Here is a 16,852-nt window from a genome sequence, read left to right as displayed (position 1 = left end):
AGCGAGGAAAGCGAATGTTTACGACAAACTATTTGTCAGATCCCAAGCGCATTCATGAAAATAGAGAAAGCTCGCGAAGTTATTATCTTCCCTATGCTCCAACGGATGATCATGACAATTCTTCGCGAGTTTTGTCATTGAATGGTTTTTGGCGATTTCGATATTTTCCATCTCATCTAGATATTGAAAAGGAGCAATTTTTTTCTGATGAATTTTGGCAAAATAGTAACCTGATTCCTGTACCTAGCAATTGGCAAATGGAAGGGTATGGGAAACCGCACTATACAAATATCCAATATCCATTCCCAATCAATCCACCCTATACATTTTCTGAGATTCCGGTAGGGGTTTATCGCTGTGATTTTAGCTATGACCCTCGAAAAATGCAGCAGTTTCTTAGGTTTGAAGGTGTAGATAATTGCTTTGCTTTGTATCTGAATGGGAAGTATATAGGATTTAGTAAGGGCAGCCGTAATCCAACTGAATTTGATGTAACCGCTTATATCCAAGAGGGTGAGAATCAACTCGTCATCGAGGTTTTCCAATGGTCCGATAGTTCTTATATTGAAGATCAAGATATGTGGTGGTTAAGTGGTATCTTTCGTGAGGTAGCGTTACTTAGTCGCCCCAAAGAATGTATTTGGGATTTCCAAATTCAAACATCTTTTGATAGCAATTATGAGAACGGCATTTTGGCGATTGATTTTCCAAAAATTCATGGGAATCAGCTCGCTTGCGAAGTCTTTTTAGAAAAAGAAGCCATTGTCTTTCAAAAAAAGATCGTGATAGATAAAGATAATCATTGTTTTGCTTTTCCAGTCGTTTCACCAAAAAAATGGACTGCTGAAACGCCAGAACTGTATCGGTTGCGCTTGGTCACTTCAGAAGAGGAAATTTGTCAGGAAATTGGCTTCAGAGAAGTTGCTCTTTTGGAAAATAAAATTTGTATTAATGGCAAACCAATTCTCTTTAAAGGAGTCAATCATCATGAGTTTCATGAGACGAAGGGGCGAGCTTTGCCAAAAGGTTTTTTAGAAGAAGAAATCCAGTTGATAAAACAAGCGCATTTCAATGCCATTCGAGCTGCTCATTATCCTCATAGCCCTGAATTTTATCAGTTGTGTGATCGCTATGGATTATACGTGATGGATGAAGCGGATTTAGAATGTCATGGCATAGGAAGTACCGGTGATCAAAATTTCTTGAGTAGCAGTCAAGAATGGAAAGAAGCGTATCTTGATCGCATGAAACAAATGGTCGAACGCGACAAGAACTATACTTCAATCATTATCTGGTCGGTAGGAAATGAGTCTGGAAATGGGACTAATCATGAAGCCATGATTCGTTGGTGCCGCGAAAAAGATCCTACTCGTTTGATTCACCATGAAGGAGAGTCCCGCGATTGTCTCTCAGAAACGGATGGACGCTACGTTAAAGATGTTCAACAAGCCGATTTTAATTCTAGAATGTATGCGACGATGCGGGAATTACAAGAGGTCGTCGATAATCCGAAAGTTATCAAACCCTACATCCTCTGTGAATATGGACATGCGATGGGGAATGGTCCCGGTTCGTTAAAAGAGTACTGGGAAATGTTTTATAAGGAACCGCAATTACAAGGGGGCTTTTTATGGGAATGGAAAGATCAAGGAATCAAAGCAAAGCGAGAGGGACAACCAACCTATTTATACGGCGGCGACTTCGGTGATATTCCTAACGACTACAATTTTGTTCTGGATGGGTTAATGACACCTGATTTGCAACCATCACCTAGTTATTTCGATATTCAGCGACAACAAGAACCAATCACCATTGATTTTTCCTCGTATGAAGTCGGAAAAATAATCCTACGTAATCGCAATCAATTCAAAGACCTGCTAGGTATGAAGTGTTGTCTTGAAATGAAACGAGAGCAAGAAGTGTTAGCAAGAAAGATAGTGACCGTCAATTTGCCCCACGAAAAAGACGTCGAAATTGCGTTGCCTAGGGAGTTGTTGAATACAGAAAAGGGTAACCTTTTAAAAGTGTTGATTTTCGATGATCAAAAAGCACTTCATGGCAAACTAGCTAATATTGTCGCATCTATGCCAGTTGAAGGATTCTCTCTACCTGAGCCAGAACCTGATTTACTCATTTTTAATGAAATTCAGAATGATGCAAAAATTTTGCTGCTCCAACATGGGACAAACTATTTGAGAGTGGATAAAGTCACTGGCAAATGGCAGTTTATGAACGAACAACAAGACATTTATCTAGCTTCGCCAGAAAGTATTTTTTGGCGACCGACAACAAACAATGATTTTATTTCTAGTGAAACGTGGCGGGAGTATGGTGTTGATCGCATGCTAACAAATGTAATGAGCTGCAGCATTGTCGCCAATGATTCTGAGAAATTGAAGCTATCTTTAAGGGAAGCAATCGGGCCAGCAGGGAAGTTCTGGCATATTGAGCAAACATCGACGATTACTTTTTTCAAGGATGGTCGAGTTATCTATGAAATATCTGGGGAGCCTAAAGATAACTATCCGCTGACAGTTCCCCGTATCGGACTTGTTTGGCAACTGCATAAACAGTTTGATAAAACTTGCTGGTCTGGGAAGGGGCCCATAGAAACCTATGCAGATACCGAAAATGGGAGTTACTTTGATGTATTTTCCCAGGCCACAGATGAGCTGAGTTTCCGATATTTGTATCCACAAGAAAGTGGTAATCACTGCCAGACGAAGTGGGCGACATTCAAGGCAGACAACCAATTAGCACTCAAGTTTCAAGGAAGCGATCCCTTTAATTTTAGTGTACATCCTTATTCTGTTGCGGCTATTGATTCTGCACAACATCTTCATGAATTAAAAAAAGCAGACCGCTATTATTTGTACATCGATTATCAACAGCACGGGATTGGTTCTAGAAGCTGTGGTCCTGATGTATTAGACAAATACCAACTACATTTGCAAAAGTATCATTATCAATTTGAGGTAAGAATAAAAGGAGTGTGATTAAGTGAAAGCTAGTACACGAATTTCACAGACGCAACAAATTTCGAGAATCGATCGTCGAATTTATGGTTCATTTATTGAGCACATGGGGCGAGCCGTTTATGAAGGAATTTATCAACCAAATCATGAAACGAGTGACGAAAATGGGTTTCGCCAAGATGTTCTAAAGCTTGTACAAGAGTTGTCTGTTCCAATTGTTCGCTATCCTGGAGGGAATTTTTTGTCTGGCTATCGTTGGGAGGATGGCATAGGACCGAAAGAAAATCGTCCTCAGCGATTGGACTTAGCATGGCAAAGTGTTGAAACAAATGAAGTGGGTATACATGAGTATATGCATTGGGCGCAGAAGTGCGGGACTGAAGTGAATATGGCAGTTAATTTGGGAACGCGGGGCATTGATGCCGCACGTAATCTTGTTGAATATTGCAATTTTGAGGGAGGTACCTATTGGTCTGATCTTCGAAAGCAAAATGGAGATGCAAACCCTTTTGCAATTAAGACTTGGTGCTTAGGGAATGAGATGGACGGAGATTGGCAAATTGGACATAAGACTGCAGAAGAATATGGTCGCATAGCAGAAGAAACGGCAAAAGCAATGAAATGGGTTGATGATTCAATTGAACTAGTGGTGTGTGGCAGTTCCAGCAGTACTCGACCGACATTCGTGGATTGGGAATTAACGGTACTGGATCACACCTATGAATATGTCGATTACTTATCACTGCATCAATATTACGACAATAAAACAGATAACCTTGCTGAATTTTTGGCCAAGTCAGAAGATATGGATCGTTTTATCAAATCAGTAATAGCCATTTGTGACACGATGAAAGCAAAAAAACGAAGCGACAAGACTATGATGTTGTCCTTTGATGAATGGAACGTCTGGTACCACTCCAATGAAGAAACGGCGGCGCAAAAACCATGGACGGTAGCACCGCACATTTTGGAAGATATCTACAATTTTGAAGATGCTTTGCTTGTTGGCAGCATGCTCATTACATTGTTAAAGAATTCTGACCGAGTGAAGATTGCTTGTTTAGCGCAATTGGTAAACGTGATCGCACCGATTATGACCGAAAAAAATGGAACCGCTTGGAAGCAGACCATCTTCTATCCATACCAACAAGCTTCATTGTATGGACATGGCCAAGCCTTAACGACAAAAGTTGATGTAGCAACTTATGATACAAACCAATTCAAGAATGTGCCCTATCTTGACAGTATTGCTATTTTGAACGATGAAAAAAATGAGTTAGTCATTTTCTCTGTTAATAAGCATCGTTGTGAAGAAATTGCATTCACAGTTGATTCTGATTTGAGATTGGCTAGTGTCATTGAGGCTACTGAAATGGCTGATTATGATCCAAAAGCGGTAAATGGGCCAAATCAAGAGTTAGTTGTCCCTCGTGATTCGTTGGAGCAGATAGTGATTGACGGAGGAAGAGTTACAATTAACACAAAGCCGCTCTCGTGGAATATGACTAGAATTAGCTTGAATTAAAGAGGGCATATGACCATGCCTGATTGTTTAATCAGGGATACAATACTCTTTTCAAGAACAGCCATATGTCTTTTTATGATGGAGGTACTCAAAATGAATTTTTTCTTTACAAGTCCAGCGCAGGAATGGGAGGAAACGTTACCTATTGGAAATGGTAGTCTAGGGGGAATGATCTTTGGAAGTTTTCCTGAAAAAATTGGCTTGAATGATGAATTACTCTGGTCGGGATACGAATATGATAAAAATAGGCCAGAAGCTGCAAAGTATTTATCAGAAATACAACAAGCTATTTTAGAAGGCCGTTATCTAAAAGCGGGCCAACAAGTGGAAGCGGCTTTTTTAGGAAATTATACCGAAAGCTATTTGCCCTTGGGAAACCTGATCATTACGCAACCAGATCAAGAAGGAGCGATTGAACAGTATTGTCGTTGTCTTGATTTAAGTAGAAGTAAAGTAGAAATAACCTACCAAGGAAGGAAAGGTGTCTATCAGCGCGAGTATTTTGCTAGTTATCCTGACCAAGCCTTGTGGGGAAGATTCGTTGCGCCGGAAGCAGAATCCATTATTATTGCGTATGAGTCACAGTTACACTCAAGGGTTATCTACCATGCGAATGAAAGCTGTGTTGAAATACAGGTTCAATGTCCGGAACACGTAAACCCTAAATATATAAGCAATGAATGGGACTTTGTACAAGGGACACGCGGAGAAACACATATCTATGAATTAATCATTGAGAAAACGGATGGCAATCTGGTGTTTGACAACGATCGACTCGTCATCGAAAACGCCCAAAATGTATCATTTCTTTTTAGAAGAAAAGAGTCACGAAAGGTTTCAAGCTTTGTAGAAGCGGAAAAGTGCCACAGGAAAGACTATCAAGAACTATTCAATCGCGTGGAGATGTCTTTAGGAGACCAAGTCCATTTGCCGCTGAATGAACGTATTGCAAGGGTAAAGGAAGGGAAATCAGATCCTGGACTAATCGCTTTATATTTTCAATATGGACGCTACTTATTGATCAGTTCTTCTCGCTCTGGGAGTCTGCCGAGTAATTTACAAGGAATCTGGAGTTGGCAGCTGCGAGCGCCTTGGTCCTGCAATTTCACAACAAATATCAATTTAGAAATGAATTATTGGTTAGCGGATACTTGTAATTTACACGAATGCTTTATGCCTTATAGTAACTTCATTGAACAACTCTCTAGTGCAGGGAAAAAGACAGCCTGTGTTCATTATGGTGTAGCAGGATCTGTGTGTCATCATAATACAGATCGTTGGTTTACAACCAATCCAGTGGGGGCTCCTTATCAATCCCAGACTGGTAGAGGCGATGCTTCTTGGGCAATGTGGCAAATGGGCGGTGCTTGGCTAGCCAGTGATTTGTACCGGCACTATGAGTACACGGGAGATAGGACTTACTTGAAAGAGGTGGTTTATCCAGTATTGCGAAAGTCTGTGATGTTCTTAGTCAATACATTAATAGAAAGTGATGGAACATATCATAGCTGTCCATCTTCGTCACCAGAGAACCTGTTTTTCGATGCTGCTGGAAATAAATGCTCGTTGCATCTGTCAACTACAATGGATATCTGCTTAATCAATGAAAACTTCGATTTCTTCCAGCGAACTTGTGAATCACTAAGTATCCAAGATGATTTGTTGGATAGAATTAAGCGAATCCAACCATATTTAGCAACTGTAAAAATTGGATCGAAAGGTCAAATTTTGGAATGGCAAGAAGAATTTGAAGAAGTAGAACCCGGGCATCGCCACGTTTCTCACCTTTATGGGGCATATCCTGGTGAACTTTATAAGACAGATGAACTGTTAAATGCAACGAGAAAGTCAATTGCTCTGCGCTTAGAAAATGGTGGGGGACATACCGGATGGAGTAACGCTTGGTTAATCAATTTATTCGCTATTTTAGGAGATTCGCAACAAGCCTATCAACATATTCAGCATGCTATTTTGGAAGCTTCCTATAGTAATCTTTGGAGCAAACATCCACCATTTCAGATTGACGGTAACTTTGGTGTGGCCGCTGGGATTGCCAATCTGTTTGTTCAAGATCGCAATGGACGCGTTAAATGGTTGCCTGCATTACCAAATGAACTGAAAGATGGTTTTGTCAAAGGACTAAAAATCAAAGGGAATAAAACAGTTGAAATGCAGTGGAAAAACGGTGAGCTGATTAAAAAAAATATTTATTAGAAGTCGTCAAATAAGTGTTTGTAAAAAATACAGACGGCGACGTGACGAGTCTAATATTGGCTCTTTGTCATCCGGTCTATCGGTTAATGAAGTTCCCTCGCTGTCATTAGTAACCGAGGTTTCCGGCAAAATGAGCAATTGATTATTATCTATTAGGAAGCAAACATCTTGATACTGTGGGGGTTCCCAGAATCTGACTGGATGGCCACGTTTCACCTAATAGAATATGGAATAAAAGAGCGAGCAGATGTCTTCTGATTTCTATTTGAGAGTCGAGCACCTGAGCGAAACAGCTAGTAAGTGGAACAGAGTGCTCTGGTTAACAGACTTATGAAGGGACAAACTACAGGGTTGCTTAGCAACTCCTCGTTGGTTTTTTTCCTAAATCCATTGTACTCTGCGAAATCATACAACAACGAAATCATTTCCGGGAGGAATGGGTTGTTCAAAAATTTTGTGTCTTATAGACCCTTTAAAAGAAACGTATTAGGTAAAAATTAGTTCCCGAGGACTGATGAATTGTACAAAATCAAATCTGGGACTGAAAAATCACGTCTAATTCATCCGTTACCTAAACTATAACGCCAAAATTTTACGAATAAATTGAATGATTGCGTTCTCTTTTAGAGCAATCTCAAAAAAAACGAGCAGAACTTTGCTCGTTTTTTTGTTTAGTGAGTTACGCTACCACTAATATCAAATTTTAATGCTTTGGGAGCTTCAAATCTTAAATAGTATGTTCCTTTGCCTAGGTTAGCTGAAAAAGAACCGCTTGTTGAACCTTTAAAACTAGACGAAGCTGCAGTGCTAGAACCCACGAATAATATATACTGTCATTGATGTAATCGAGGTTGCAGTTGTTCTTGTTTGTTTATGTGTTGCTTTGTATTTTTTTGTTGAGCTTACTGACCAATCACTTACAGATGACCAAGACCAAATACCATATCTTTTGTAAGTAATATCGGTTGCTACGTGTGCAACAGCGGGAATTAGAAAGCTTAACACAAGCAATGAGTATGCTACCTTTTTCATATATTTCTCCATGACTTATCCTCCAACATGATATACTATTATTACGATTGCATGTATACGATAATATATTGGAGAATTCATGAAAAACTTAAAATTAATTTTAATCCATTTTTTTATAATTATAGTTTCTTTTTTTTATCCAGATGGTTTTTTATGGAATTTTTGTATCCTTTTTCGATGAGTTTTTTCCCTACTAGTGGATCTGTTGATTTTGTTATTCCGTTGATACAGATATTGCTTATTACTTTTTATTTGTATTTATTTGTTCAAAGTTTTATTTCTGGTTTTTTTCCAAAATGGGCAATATACATATTTTATATTATTTATTATTTGTTATTAATTTATTTACTTTTTTTCAAAAATATTGGGATACTAGGAATTGAATGGAATCCTCTTATGTTCATTCAAGATTTACTGAGTGCTGTGGTATTGCTTAATATTGTTATGTTTATACCTAGTGGTTTTTTATTTAAATTTAACAAGAAAAATTTACTCCTATTTATTTTGGTTATTTTTCTTGTAGAAATTAGTCAATATGTTTTTGCTTTAGGGATTTTTGATTTTGGTGATATTTTCACTAATACTTGTGGGTTCATTATTGGTTCTGCTTTAAGTGAGACTCCATTATTTTCTAATTTTAAAGAGAAGATAAGGTAAAAAGGCTATGAATCTAAAAGAGTGGAATGTAAATTATACAGCATCGAGGAGAGCTTTTTAGACGTCACTGATCAGAATCTCAAAGAGCGCGACCCAACTTCTCAAAGTTTACCCTGTCAGCATTACTGACTAGTATCACGAAGTACAAATAGACTATAGAAAAATATAACGAAAGAAGACGCACATTATTTGATGAAAAATGATTATATCGTAAAACAGCTAAAAGTGATTGGATAAGGGGCAGGTGCTGCCATTGCATCTGTTTTTAGATTGGATAAAAGCCAAGTGGATCTTGGTGAGGTTGAAGATGAGCAAGAGAATGTCGTCTCAGGAAATGATTTGTTAGAAACCTATTTAAATAGCGGGATGATTCATAGAGGTTTTTTATTGATTCAAGCGAAACAAGTAAAGCTTTCTTATTTTGAATTCTCTGTATTGAAAAGCTATTTTATTCGGTATTTAAAGGAGTTAAGTGAGAAAGACAAAGCAAAATTAGCGATCGATGCGAAGATAATTGCTTATTATCAACGAAAAATCGATGATTTTGTTCTAGCGTTCTAAACGGTTTGAGAAACAGATGGACAATGAGGAAGGTAAAGAATCAATGTATTGAAAAAAAGCGAAGAAAGCACAATTTGTTTTCTTCGCTTCTATTTGGCTTTTTTTAAATAAGAACTAAATAATGTTCTTTGTGGTCTTCTTGTGCGTGTTTTTCAAGGACTTTCTTTATTTTGATTCGCCTTCTTTTCGTTGATGGACACTCGCAGATTGCTTAAGTTCCATTGGACTCGGAGGGGTTATTTGTTGAATACACAGCGAAAGAACATTCCCAGTCATCCTGCCCTATTCTCAACAAGTACCTGCCTAATGCCTTCTTCAAACGTTGTGATCTTAAAATGAGGGAATGCCTTTTTGAATTTATCAGAGACAAAAAGATTATCCACCGTGTATCTAGGTAATAACTCACTTAGTTCGCGCGCGTTTTTACTGAATAGCTTAGCAAGTTTAAATTGCCACAAAGGAATGACGCGGTATTTCAATGGTTTGCCCTCAATTTTTTCGGCGAGATCGATCATGTCTTGGAAACTATGAGGTGTATCACAGGGCAAATGCCAAGTTTGGCCATAGGCACTAGGCGTATTTCCGATAAGGGCCATTGCTCGGCTAGCATCAGGTGTCCATATAAGTGTGCGTAAAGTGTCCTTATTGACAGGTATTTTGACGGGAGCATTGTGGACTATATTGTTTAAGACGAGTGTATTGGTAATGCTCTGGGTCTTGCCTGGGCCGTAAAACTCTGGGGCTCGACAAATCACCGCATCTAAACGGCCACTTTCCATCTCGGATAAAACCAATTGAGCCATTTTAGAGCGCACGAGGGACTTCCTGCCTGCTGGAAAAAATGGCGTGTCTTCCTTTTGGGGTGTACGATCCTTTGGATACATATAAGTATTATCAAAAAAAACCAGTTTGCTCTGTGCTTCTTGGCAAGCGCGGATGACATTTTCTGTGATTTTCATAAAATTGGTTTCCCACAGCTCTGCATCCATCGGTAACCCAACAGTGAAGTAAACAATCTCACTATGTTCAATCGCTTTTTTCGTTTGCGAAAAGTCCATCAAATCTGCGGAAACGATCTGATCTGTAGGATTGATTTTTTGAGGCTTCCGGCTAACTAGCCGAAGCTCATTTGTGTAATTTTTGTATAGTTCTTTTGCTAGTTCATAGCCGATTTGTCCATTGCTTCCTAAAATTGTTTGCATGACTGTACCTCCTCAAGATATAGTTTTGCTACAGCACGTACAGAAAAAGGATTTTGGCCAGTGATGATCCGCCCATCTTTTAAGGCAAATGCTTTATAAAAGCGTCTTTTTTTGAATTGAGCGTTTCTTTCTTCTGCGGCGGTTTGATTAAAGAAAGGAACTTTGTTCATTTTCCCGGCGAGAAATTCTTCGGTTTTCGTAAATCCTGTGATTTTTTTTCCAGAAATCAAAAAGCTTCCTTCTCTATCTTTTATATTTAGTAAACCAGCGATTCCGTGGCAAACAGATAAAATATACCCATTGTTTTCATAAATAGCTAAAGCGAGTTCTTGAAGCTCTTTATTATCAGGAAAATCCCACATGACACCATGCCCTCCGGTAAAATAAATCGCATGGTAATCGTTCGGATTTATCTCTGAGAGTTTTTTCGTGTGAATCAAGCCGTTCTGAATGAAATTTTCTTCCAGATAAATGTTCATAATGGCTTGATCTATATATTTCATGCTTCTTGGATCTAGAGGAACAAAGCCTCCTAATGGACTTACGAAATCAACATCAATCCCTTGTTGATAGACTTCATCTAGAAACTCGGCACTTTCTCCTAACCAAAGTCCGGTAGCCTCGTTCGTGCCAGCATATTTTTGAATGTTTGTTTCAACAACTAATACTTTCTTCATAAATGGTCCCTCTCGTTCATAATGTGAAGGACTTTCGTTAAAAAGGATTGGAGTTTTTTTATTTCTGTTTGCTCATGATCGAGATAGTAATAATTTTTTGTTCCTTCTTGCCTGAAATTCACGATTTTGGCTTCTTTCAAGATTTTCAAATGATGTGAAATGGCGGGTCTAGATAAATTGGTGGCCTCTAATAAGGAAGTGACCTGTAAGCCAGCACAATTTTCCACTTCTAGCAACCGAATGATGATAGCTTGTCTTTTTTTGTCACCTAGCGCGATTAAAAAATCACTTAATTCAGAAAAATCTTGTTGCAGATTGGCATAATCTATCATAATTGTCTCTCCATTATCGTTTAAAAGTTTAAACCATTAAACCATTTAAAGGAGATTTTTGCAATGAAAGAAGCTCGAGAACATTCCTTTTCTCCACCATCGCCAAGGAGATTAGAATGTTCTGTAAGCAAATAGATAATAATGGAAAAGCATAAGAGCATTTGATCCTTTTTTGTGTATAGAAGCAACTTATTTTTTTATGAAGTGATTAAGAGCCGTGTCTTGCTCATTTTTTGTTGTTGTGTTATGTATGTAACATCTAGACAAAAGACGTAGTGAGATATGAGGCGGAGAATATGAGAGACTTACAGTTAGCATTTATCAGTAATCGCACAACTAAGCGCTTATTTCGAGTTTTGAGTGTGATGGAGCGAGATCGTTTATTTACAATTGGTGAAATGGCAGAAAAGATGCAAGTCACACAACGCACAATTGCAAATGATCTCAAGTATGTGAAAGACTATTTTGGTGATTGTATCACCCTAACTTCGGGGAATAGTGGCTTTCTTTTTGAAGAGAAAAAACCTTCCGTGTACCAAGAAAAGAAACAAGATTTGCTAGAAAATGAGTGCTTATTTGAAATCATCGGTCATATTTTTCAAGGGGAATTGATGGATATTGACGAGTTGGCCCATCATTATCATTTTTCTGAGAGCACGTTTCGACGGTTGTTGGGTCAATCGAACAAAATATTGAGCAGTTATCGGTTAAAATGGGTGTCGAATCCATTGACAATTGAAGGGAGCGAAGCGGATTTACGGAAATTCTTCAAAGACTTTTATTACGAAGGGATTGATACTGCCCATACCCTTGTTCCCGACCCCGCATTGCATGAGTTGGTCTTAACCCAGTTAAACAACAAACTAGGACAATATGATATTGGCTCTGGAACAACACCAGCTGCTTTTTACTATACTTTTTTTATTGCAATCAAACGGGCGAGCCTTGGTTTTCCGATAACAGTCCCGAAATACTTGATTGAATTAGCCTACAAAGGAAATAGCTTCTCCCTCCTGTATTCTTTAAAAGACGGAATCAACAAGCTTTACGGCGTAGAACTAGCGAAGGAAGAATTTGCATGGATTTATTTAGTTACTATTTGTAAACGTACCTTAGATCGAGAAGCATCGGAGGAAAAGTTCTACCAGCAGTTTCATCAAGGATCAGAAATTGCCAAACTTACGGAGGCTTACTTACAAGAGTTTGAGCTCACAAATGAGAGCTATGCCAAGATAAAAATTTTCTTGCAATCCTTCTTTTTGTCTAGAAAAGTGAACTATGCGTTAGCTCCTGCATTGAACAAAGAGGCACAGGACATCAAAGAATCTCTCATGCGTTCTGACAATGAAAACTATCAACGGAATTTACGATTTTTAAAGAAGCATCAAAGAAAAGACTTTTTGGCTGCGCCATATCTTGAAGATATTTGTGTGAGTTTAACGATCTACAGTGATTTGATTTTTGATTTTTATTCACCGACAAAAAGAATTTATTTTCTTCTAGAAGGTGATCACTTCATCTGCCAACAGATTCGAACTCGTGCAATGCAACAGTTTGGGACAAAGCACACGTTGACCTTTTTGCCATTGCAACATCTGACACAAGAAATATTAAATGCCGATCATATTGATTTGATTGTCACAAACTATAATCGGTACCTCTTAGACTATATTATTGAAACAGATTACTTGTTATTGAAAGCTGTCCCAGATGAGCATGACTGGCGGAATCTGGAAAGAAAAATTGATCCGTATCGAAAACCATTTCTCTAATCCCCGTACACTCGTTAAAAGTATTAACGAGTGTTTTTTTTCATTTATTTCATCCGAATATGAAAATGTTGATTCCCATTTTATCTAAAAATCATGTAACCTTTATCATGTAAGAGATAGGTATGCATACAAACTTACAGACAAATGTATCAAAAACCTTCGTTTTTTAGAATAAACATTTGTTGTTTATTCTCTAAAATAGAAAACCTAATCTAATAACTTTTCCATGACATTCGATCGGATCGAATGTCTATTTTTGTTCTAATCTAAAAATCGAAGAAATTTGAGACTAATTAAGAAGTAGATATCTCTTTATTGGTTTAGGAAGGTTGTTTTTGGTGTTTTTCATCCATAAAGTATTCCACTTATTAAGTGTACAGACCTTTCTCGTTAAATGTTCTGAAATTTTTAAATATTGAATCACATTAGTACGAAAAACGAGGTGAAAGTGATTTGAATATATAGATCACTTGGTTAAATGACCTTATATTTATATGTTAGGAGGTGGTCAGGTGAAGAAAAGATTATTGACTGTATTATGTTTTTTGGTTGTTCAAGTTTTTCATCCTATTATTGTTTTTGCCGAGGTTCATGTTCGTCAAGAAGACGAAATTGCTCAATCCAAATCATCAAGAGAAGAAATAAATGAATCAGATAGTGACGAATATTCAGATGATACACTATTTGAGAGTGAGACATCAAAAGTAGTAGATAGCAATATATCAGAAAATTCACATGACAATGAACTAAAACAAGAAATAGAGTCTGTGGCAGTGGCACAAGAAAAAAGAGATAGTAAAGTTACAGACTCGATTTTAGTCAGAGGGATACCTACAGATCAAGGGTTATGGGGGACTGTACCTTGGTCTTATTACGAAGGAGAAGGAACAATCATAGTAGGTGGCGGAACAGCAGGGGCGGCAAGAGAGTCGCCATGGTGGCAGTATCGTCACATTCGCAAAATAATTTTTGAAGATCAAGTGATTTTACCTAGTAACTCGTCGGGGATGTTTAGGGAATTACAACTTTTAGAAGTCATAGAGAATGCAGACAAACTAGATGTTTCTAACGTCACTAATATGGAGAGTATGTTTCAAGTTACATGGCGGTTAAGGGAAATAGATGTTAGTAATTGGGACACGTCAAATGTGACTAATATGAGACTTATGTTTGGGAATCTGGCGGCCACACCCGCAGCTTTTACTAGGTTAGACCTTGCATCGTGGGATACATCAAGTGTCACGGATATGAGTCAAATGTTTATGAATGCTCAAAGTCTTACCACCTTAGATTTAAGAGCATGGGACACATCAAATGTCACGGATATGAGTGACATGTTTCTTCAAGCCAATAGTCTTACTACTTTAGATTTAGGAACATGGAACACATCAAAAGTTACGAATATGAGCCGAATGTTTAATTTAACCCGATCTCTCACACGATTGAATCTTAGTTCATGGGACACTTCCAGTGTTACAAATATGAGTCAGATATTTAATAATACTAATTTAAAATCATTGACACTCGGAGAAAACAGCTTGTTTTCAGCTGACACTCAGCTTCCAGCGATTCAACAAACAGACGGTTATACCGGTGGGTGGAAGTTGGAACCAGGTACAGAAAATCTTGGGATCAGGTATGCCAGTTCAAGTGAATTCATGACAAGTTATGATGGCCGTTTTCCAGGTACGTATACATGGGAAATATTTGAAATGTGGGGATCCGTTCCATGGCTATATGATGGTATCTCAGAAACGATCATCTTGTATGGTGGAGAAGCTGGAGCAGTTGCAACTGCTCCTTGGAAAACTTATCCATCGGTCAAGAAAATCTTAGTCAATGATTGTGTTACTTTACCAAGAAATTCTTCCTTCTTATTTGATGGACTAGCAGAATTGGAATCTATCGAAAATGCTGATAAGTTTGATGTTTCTCAAGTAACAGACATGAGATTCATGTTTAGTCAGGTCCGTGCATTGAATATACTAGATGTTAGTAGTTGGGATACTTCTCAGGTAACTAATATGCGAGCGATGTTTCAAAATGCGAATGCTTTAAAGAAGATAGATGTTAGCAATTGGGACACTTCACAAGTAACAGACATGGCATTCATGTTTACCCAGGCGAGTGACTTAGAAGAAATTGACGTCAGCAACTGGAACACCTCTAGTTTACTGTCTACACAAACTATGTTTAACAATGTAAATTTAGAGGAAATAGATGTAAGCAACTGGGATACTTCTCAGGTAACTAATATGCGAACGATGTTTCAAAATGCGAATGCTTTAAAGAAGATAGATGTTAGCAATTGGGACACGTCACAAGTAACAGACATGGCATTCATGTTTGCCCAGGCGAGTGACTTAGAAGAAATTGACGTCAGCAACTGGGATACTTCTCAGGTAACTAATATGCGAACGATGTTTCAAAATGCGAATGCTTTAAAGAAGATAGATGTTAGCAATTGGGACACGTCACAAGTAACAGACATGGCATTCATGTTTACCAATGCAAGTGACTTAGAAGAAATTGACGTCAGCAACTGGAATACTTCTCAGGTAACTAATATGCAGAGTATGTTTGGTAATACTAACACATTAAATAGAATAACATTAGGAGAACAATCTATTTTTTCTGCTGCTGCAAACTTACCAGCAATCCCAAGTACTGAACAATATACTGGACGCTGGACGCTAGAAGAAAATTTGTCGGGTGATGGTTCGGTTATAACTTTTGAAAACTCAACTGAGTTTATGGCTAACTATGATGGTAGTTCCCCAGGAACCTATATCTGGGAGCGAGTAGCTCCAGAACAGCTTGTCGCAAGCATTGATCGAGTAAGCGATCAGTCCCAAACTATTACTGGATATGCAACAGAGTCCGTAGATGAGTTGACTATTAGTTACCAAACGACGTCTGGAGATAAGGTAGTTCTTGAAAAAGATGATCCTCGAATTGTTTGGGGCGATTATCAAGAGTCAAATCAACAAGTCCGACAGTTCCAAATTGATTTGATAGGGAATGAACGTCTTGAGACCGAGACAAAGGTAACGATTACAGTTTCGAAACCTTCTGTTGAAACGACCGGTGATAGAACGGAAGAACAAACAGTCATAAAAGGAATTAATTATCGAGCGAATAACTTCACTTTAGACCGTTTCAAAATTAATGAATTAAGCACGCAAGAAGAATTAGATGCTTTGATCCTTCAAGAAAGTCGCGCGCAAGCCGCAAATGTATTGACGGAAGCGGATATGACGGATGACTTTCGCATCGTAGAAACGGATCTTACACGAGAAGTGGACGAAGACGGCAGCTACTTCGCTGTTCTTGAGGTGGGGAATAAAGCCTACCAGATGACTATCGGTATCGATGTGACATCGAAACTGGAGCATATGCGAGTAACGATCCCGACCAAAATGGTCTTTGAATCCTTGTACAATCCGGCGGAATCGAATCGTAATTTTGAAAGCCAAGCGTATGAGATCCGCAATCAATCGCCACTTGCTGTGGATACCTATATCAATCAATTGGCGATCGATGATAGTGCCGGAATCGTCTTGTTAGAAGAGGGAGAAGATCCCCTCGATTACGCTGAAAGTGAAAGCGAAGAGGAAGACCCAACCCTTACTTATGACGATATCTCAACCCCGCTGTTGCGACTGAACCTAAAAACGGAAGAAACCCAGATTCAACTCTATGAAGCGATGGAAGAACAACACTTGGTTCGCTTAGAAGAAAGAAGCCGCGTGCCGATTTCCTTAACGGGGGATTTCTATGGGGACTATCCCCAGTGGGTCGTTGATTCAGAAGCCGATCAAGGCGGGTATTATGAAGACTTACTTGTACCGAATTATCGCATCGTCTTACGCTTTGTTCCACGAGACTAAGAAAAAAAGATCGTA

Annotated in this window: 11 protein-coding genes; 7 read left to right on the top strand and 4 right to left on the bottom strand. The window is 38.5% G+C overall.

Annotated elements, in window-relative coordinates:
• Positions 1-14: 14 nt before the first annotated feature.
• From IGJ74_RS17375 to IGJ74_RS17365, 3 genes are all read left to right on the top strand, one after another.
• Positions 15-2,996: a glycoside hydrolase family 2 TIM barrel-domain containing protein gene (locus IGJ74_RS17375; protein WP_087664483.1), complete on the top strand. Its 2,982-nt coding sequence runs from the start codon at positions 15-17 to the stop codon at positions 2,994-2,996.
• A 4-nt stretch (positions 2,997-3,000) separates the two neighbouring features.
• Positions 3,001-4,500, top strand: a complete 1,500-nt coding sequence (locus tag IGJ74_RS17370; RefSeq protein WP_176374292.1) for an alpha-N-arabinofuranosidase — start codon at positions 3,001-3,003, stop codon at positions 4,498-4,500.
• Between the two features lie 93 nt (positions 4,501-4,593).
• On the top strand, positions 4,594-6,714 hold the full coding sequence (locus tag IGJ74_RS17365; protein ID WP_218193504.1) for a glycoside hydrolase family 95 protein: 2,121 nt from the start codon (positions 4,594-4,596) through the stop codon (positions 6,712-6,714).
• 807 nt (positions 6,715-7,521) lie between these two features.
• Here IGJ74_RS17365 and IGJ74_RS17360 read toward each other — a convergent pair.
• A complete protein-coding gene (locus IGJ74_RS17360) occupies positions 7,522-7,758 on the bottom strand; it encodes a hypothetical protein (protein WP_087664485.1) in 237 nt (78 codons plus the stop codon).
• A gap of 141 nt (positions 7,759-7,899) precedes the next feature.
• Here IGJ74_RS17360 and IGJ74_RS17355 point away from each other — a divergent pair, with 141 nt between their 5' ends.
• Together IGJ74_RS17355 and IGJ74_RS17350 are read left to right on the top strand one after the other, a co-directional pair.
• Positions 7,900-8,403, top strand: coding sequence for a VanZ family protein (locus tag IGJ74_RS17355; protein ID WP_087664486.1), 504 nt, complete (start codon positions 7,900-7,902; stop codon positions 8,401-8,403).
• 285 nt (positions 8,404-8,688) lie between these two features.
• Positions 8,689-8,964: a hypothetical protein gene (locus IGJ74_RS17350; RefSeq protein WP_140405515.1), complete on the top strand. Its 276-nt coding sequence runs from the start codon at positions 8,689-8,691 to the stop codon at positions 8,962-8,964.
• Positions 8,965-9,236: 272 nt separating this feature from the next.
• On the opposite strand, the gene IGJ74_RS17345 is transcribed toward IGJ74_RS17350, so the two are convergent.
• The 3 genes from IGJ74_RS17345 to IGJ74_RS17335 are packed head-to-tail and all read right to left on the bottom strand — an operon-like array spanning position 9,237 to position 11,175.
• Positions 9,237-10,166, bottom strand: coding sequence for an NAD-dependent epimerase/dehydratase family protein (locus tag IGJ74_RS17345; RefSeq protein ID WP_087664488.1), 930 nt, complete (start codon positions 10,164-10,166; stop codon positions 9,237-9,239).
• A complete protein-coding gene (locus tag IGJ74_RS17340) occupies positions 10,151-10,843 on the bottom strand; it encodes a type 1 glutamine amidotransferase domain-containing protein (RefSeq protein ID WP_087664489.1) in 693 nt (230 codons plus the stop codon). Before IGJ74_RS17340 ends, IGJ74_RS17345 begins: the two co-directional genes overlap by 16 nt.
• A complete protein-coding gene (locus tag IGJ74_RS17335; RefSeq protein WP_008381808.1) occupies positions 10,840-11,175 on the bottom strand; it encodes an ArsR/SmtB family transcription factor in 336 nt (111 codons plus the stop codon). The genes IGJ74_RS17340 and IGJ74_RS17335 overlap by 4 nt, the downstream gene beginning before the upstream one ends.
• Positions 11,176-11,471: 296 nt before the next feature.
• Here IGJ74_RS17335 and IGJ74_RS17330 point away from each other — a divergent pair, with 296 nt between their 5' ends.
• Together IGJ74_RS17330 and IGJ74_RS17325 are read left to right on the top strand one after the other, a co-directional pair.
• A complete protein-coding gene (locus tag IGJ74_RS17330) occupies positions 11,472-12,947 on the top strand; it encodes a helix-turn-helix domain-containing protein (RefSeq protein WP_034872175.1) in 1,476 nt (491 codons plus the stop codon).
• Between the two features lie 773 nt (positions 12,948-13,720).
• Positions 13,721-16,837 carry a BspA family leucine-rich repeat surface protein gene (locus IGJ74_RS17325; protein WP_430608637.1) on the top strand — a complete coding sequence of 1,039 codons (3,117 nt, stop codon included), beginning with the start codon at positions 13,721-13,723 and terminating at the stop codon, positions 16,835-16,837.
• Positions 16,838-16,852 lie beyond the last annotated feature (15 nt).

This window comes from Enterococcus sp. AZ009, assembly GCF_050548785.1.
In the GTDB taxonomy this organism is placed as follows: domain Bacteria; phylum Bacillota; class Bacilli; order Lactobacillales; family Enterococcaceae; genus Enterococcus_D; species Enterococcus_D entomosocium.
The sequence above is the reverse complement of the archived record's forward strand: the minus strand, read 5'-3'. Positions and strand labels throughout refer to the sequence as shown.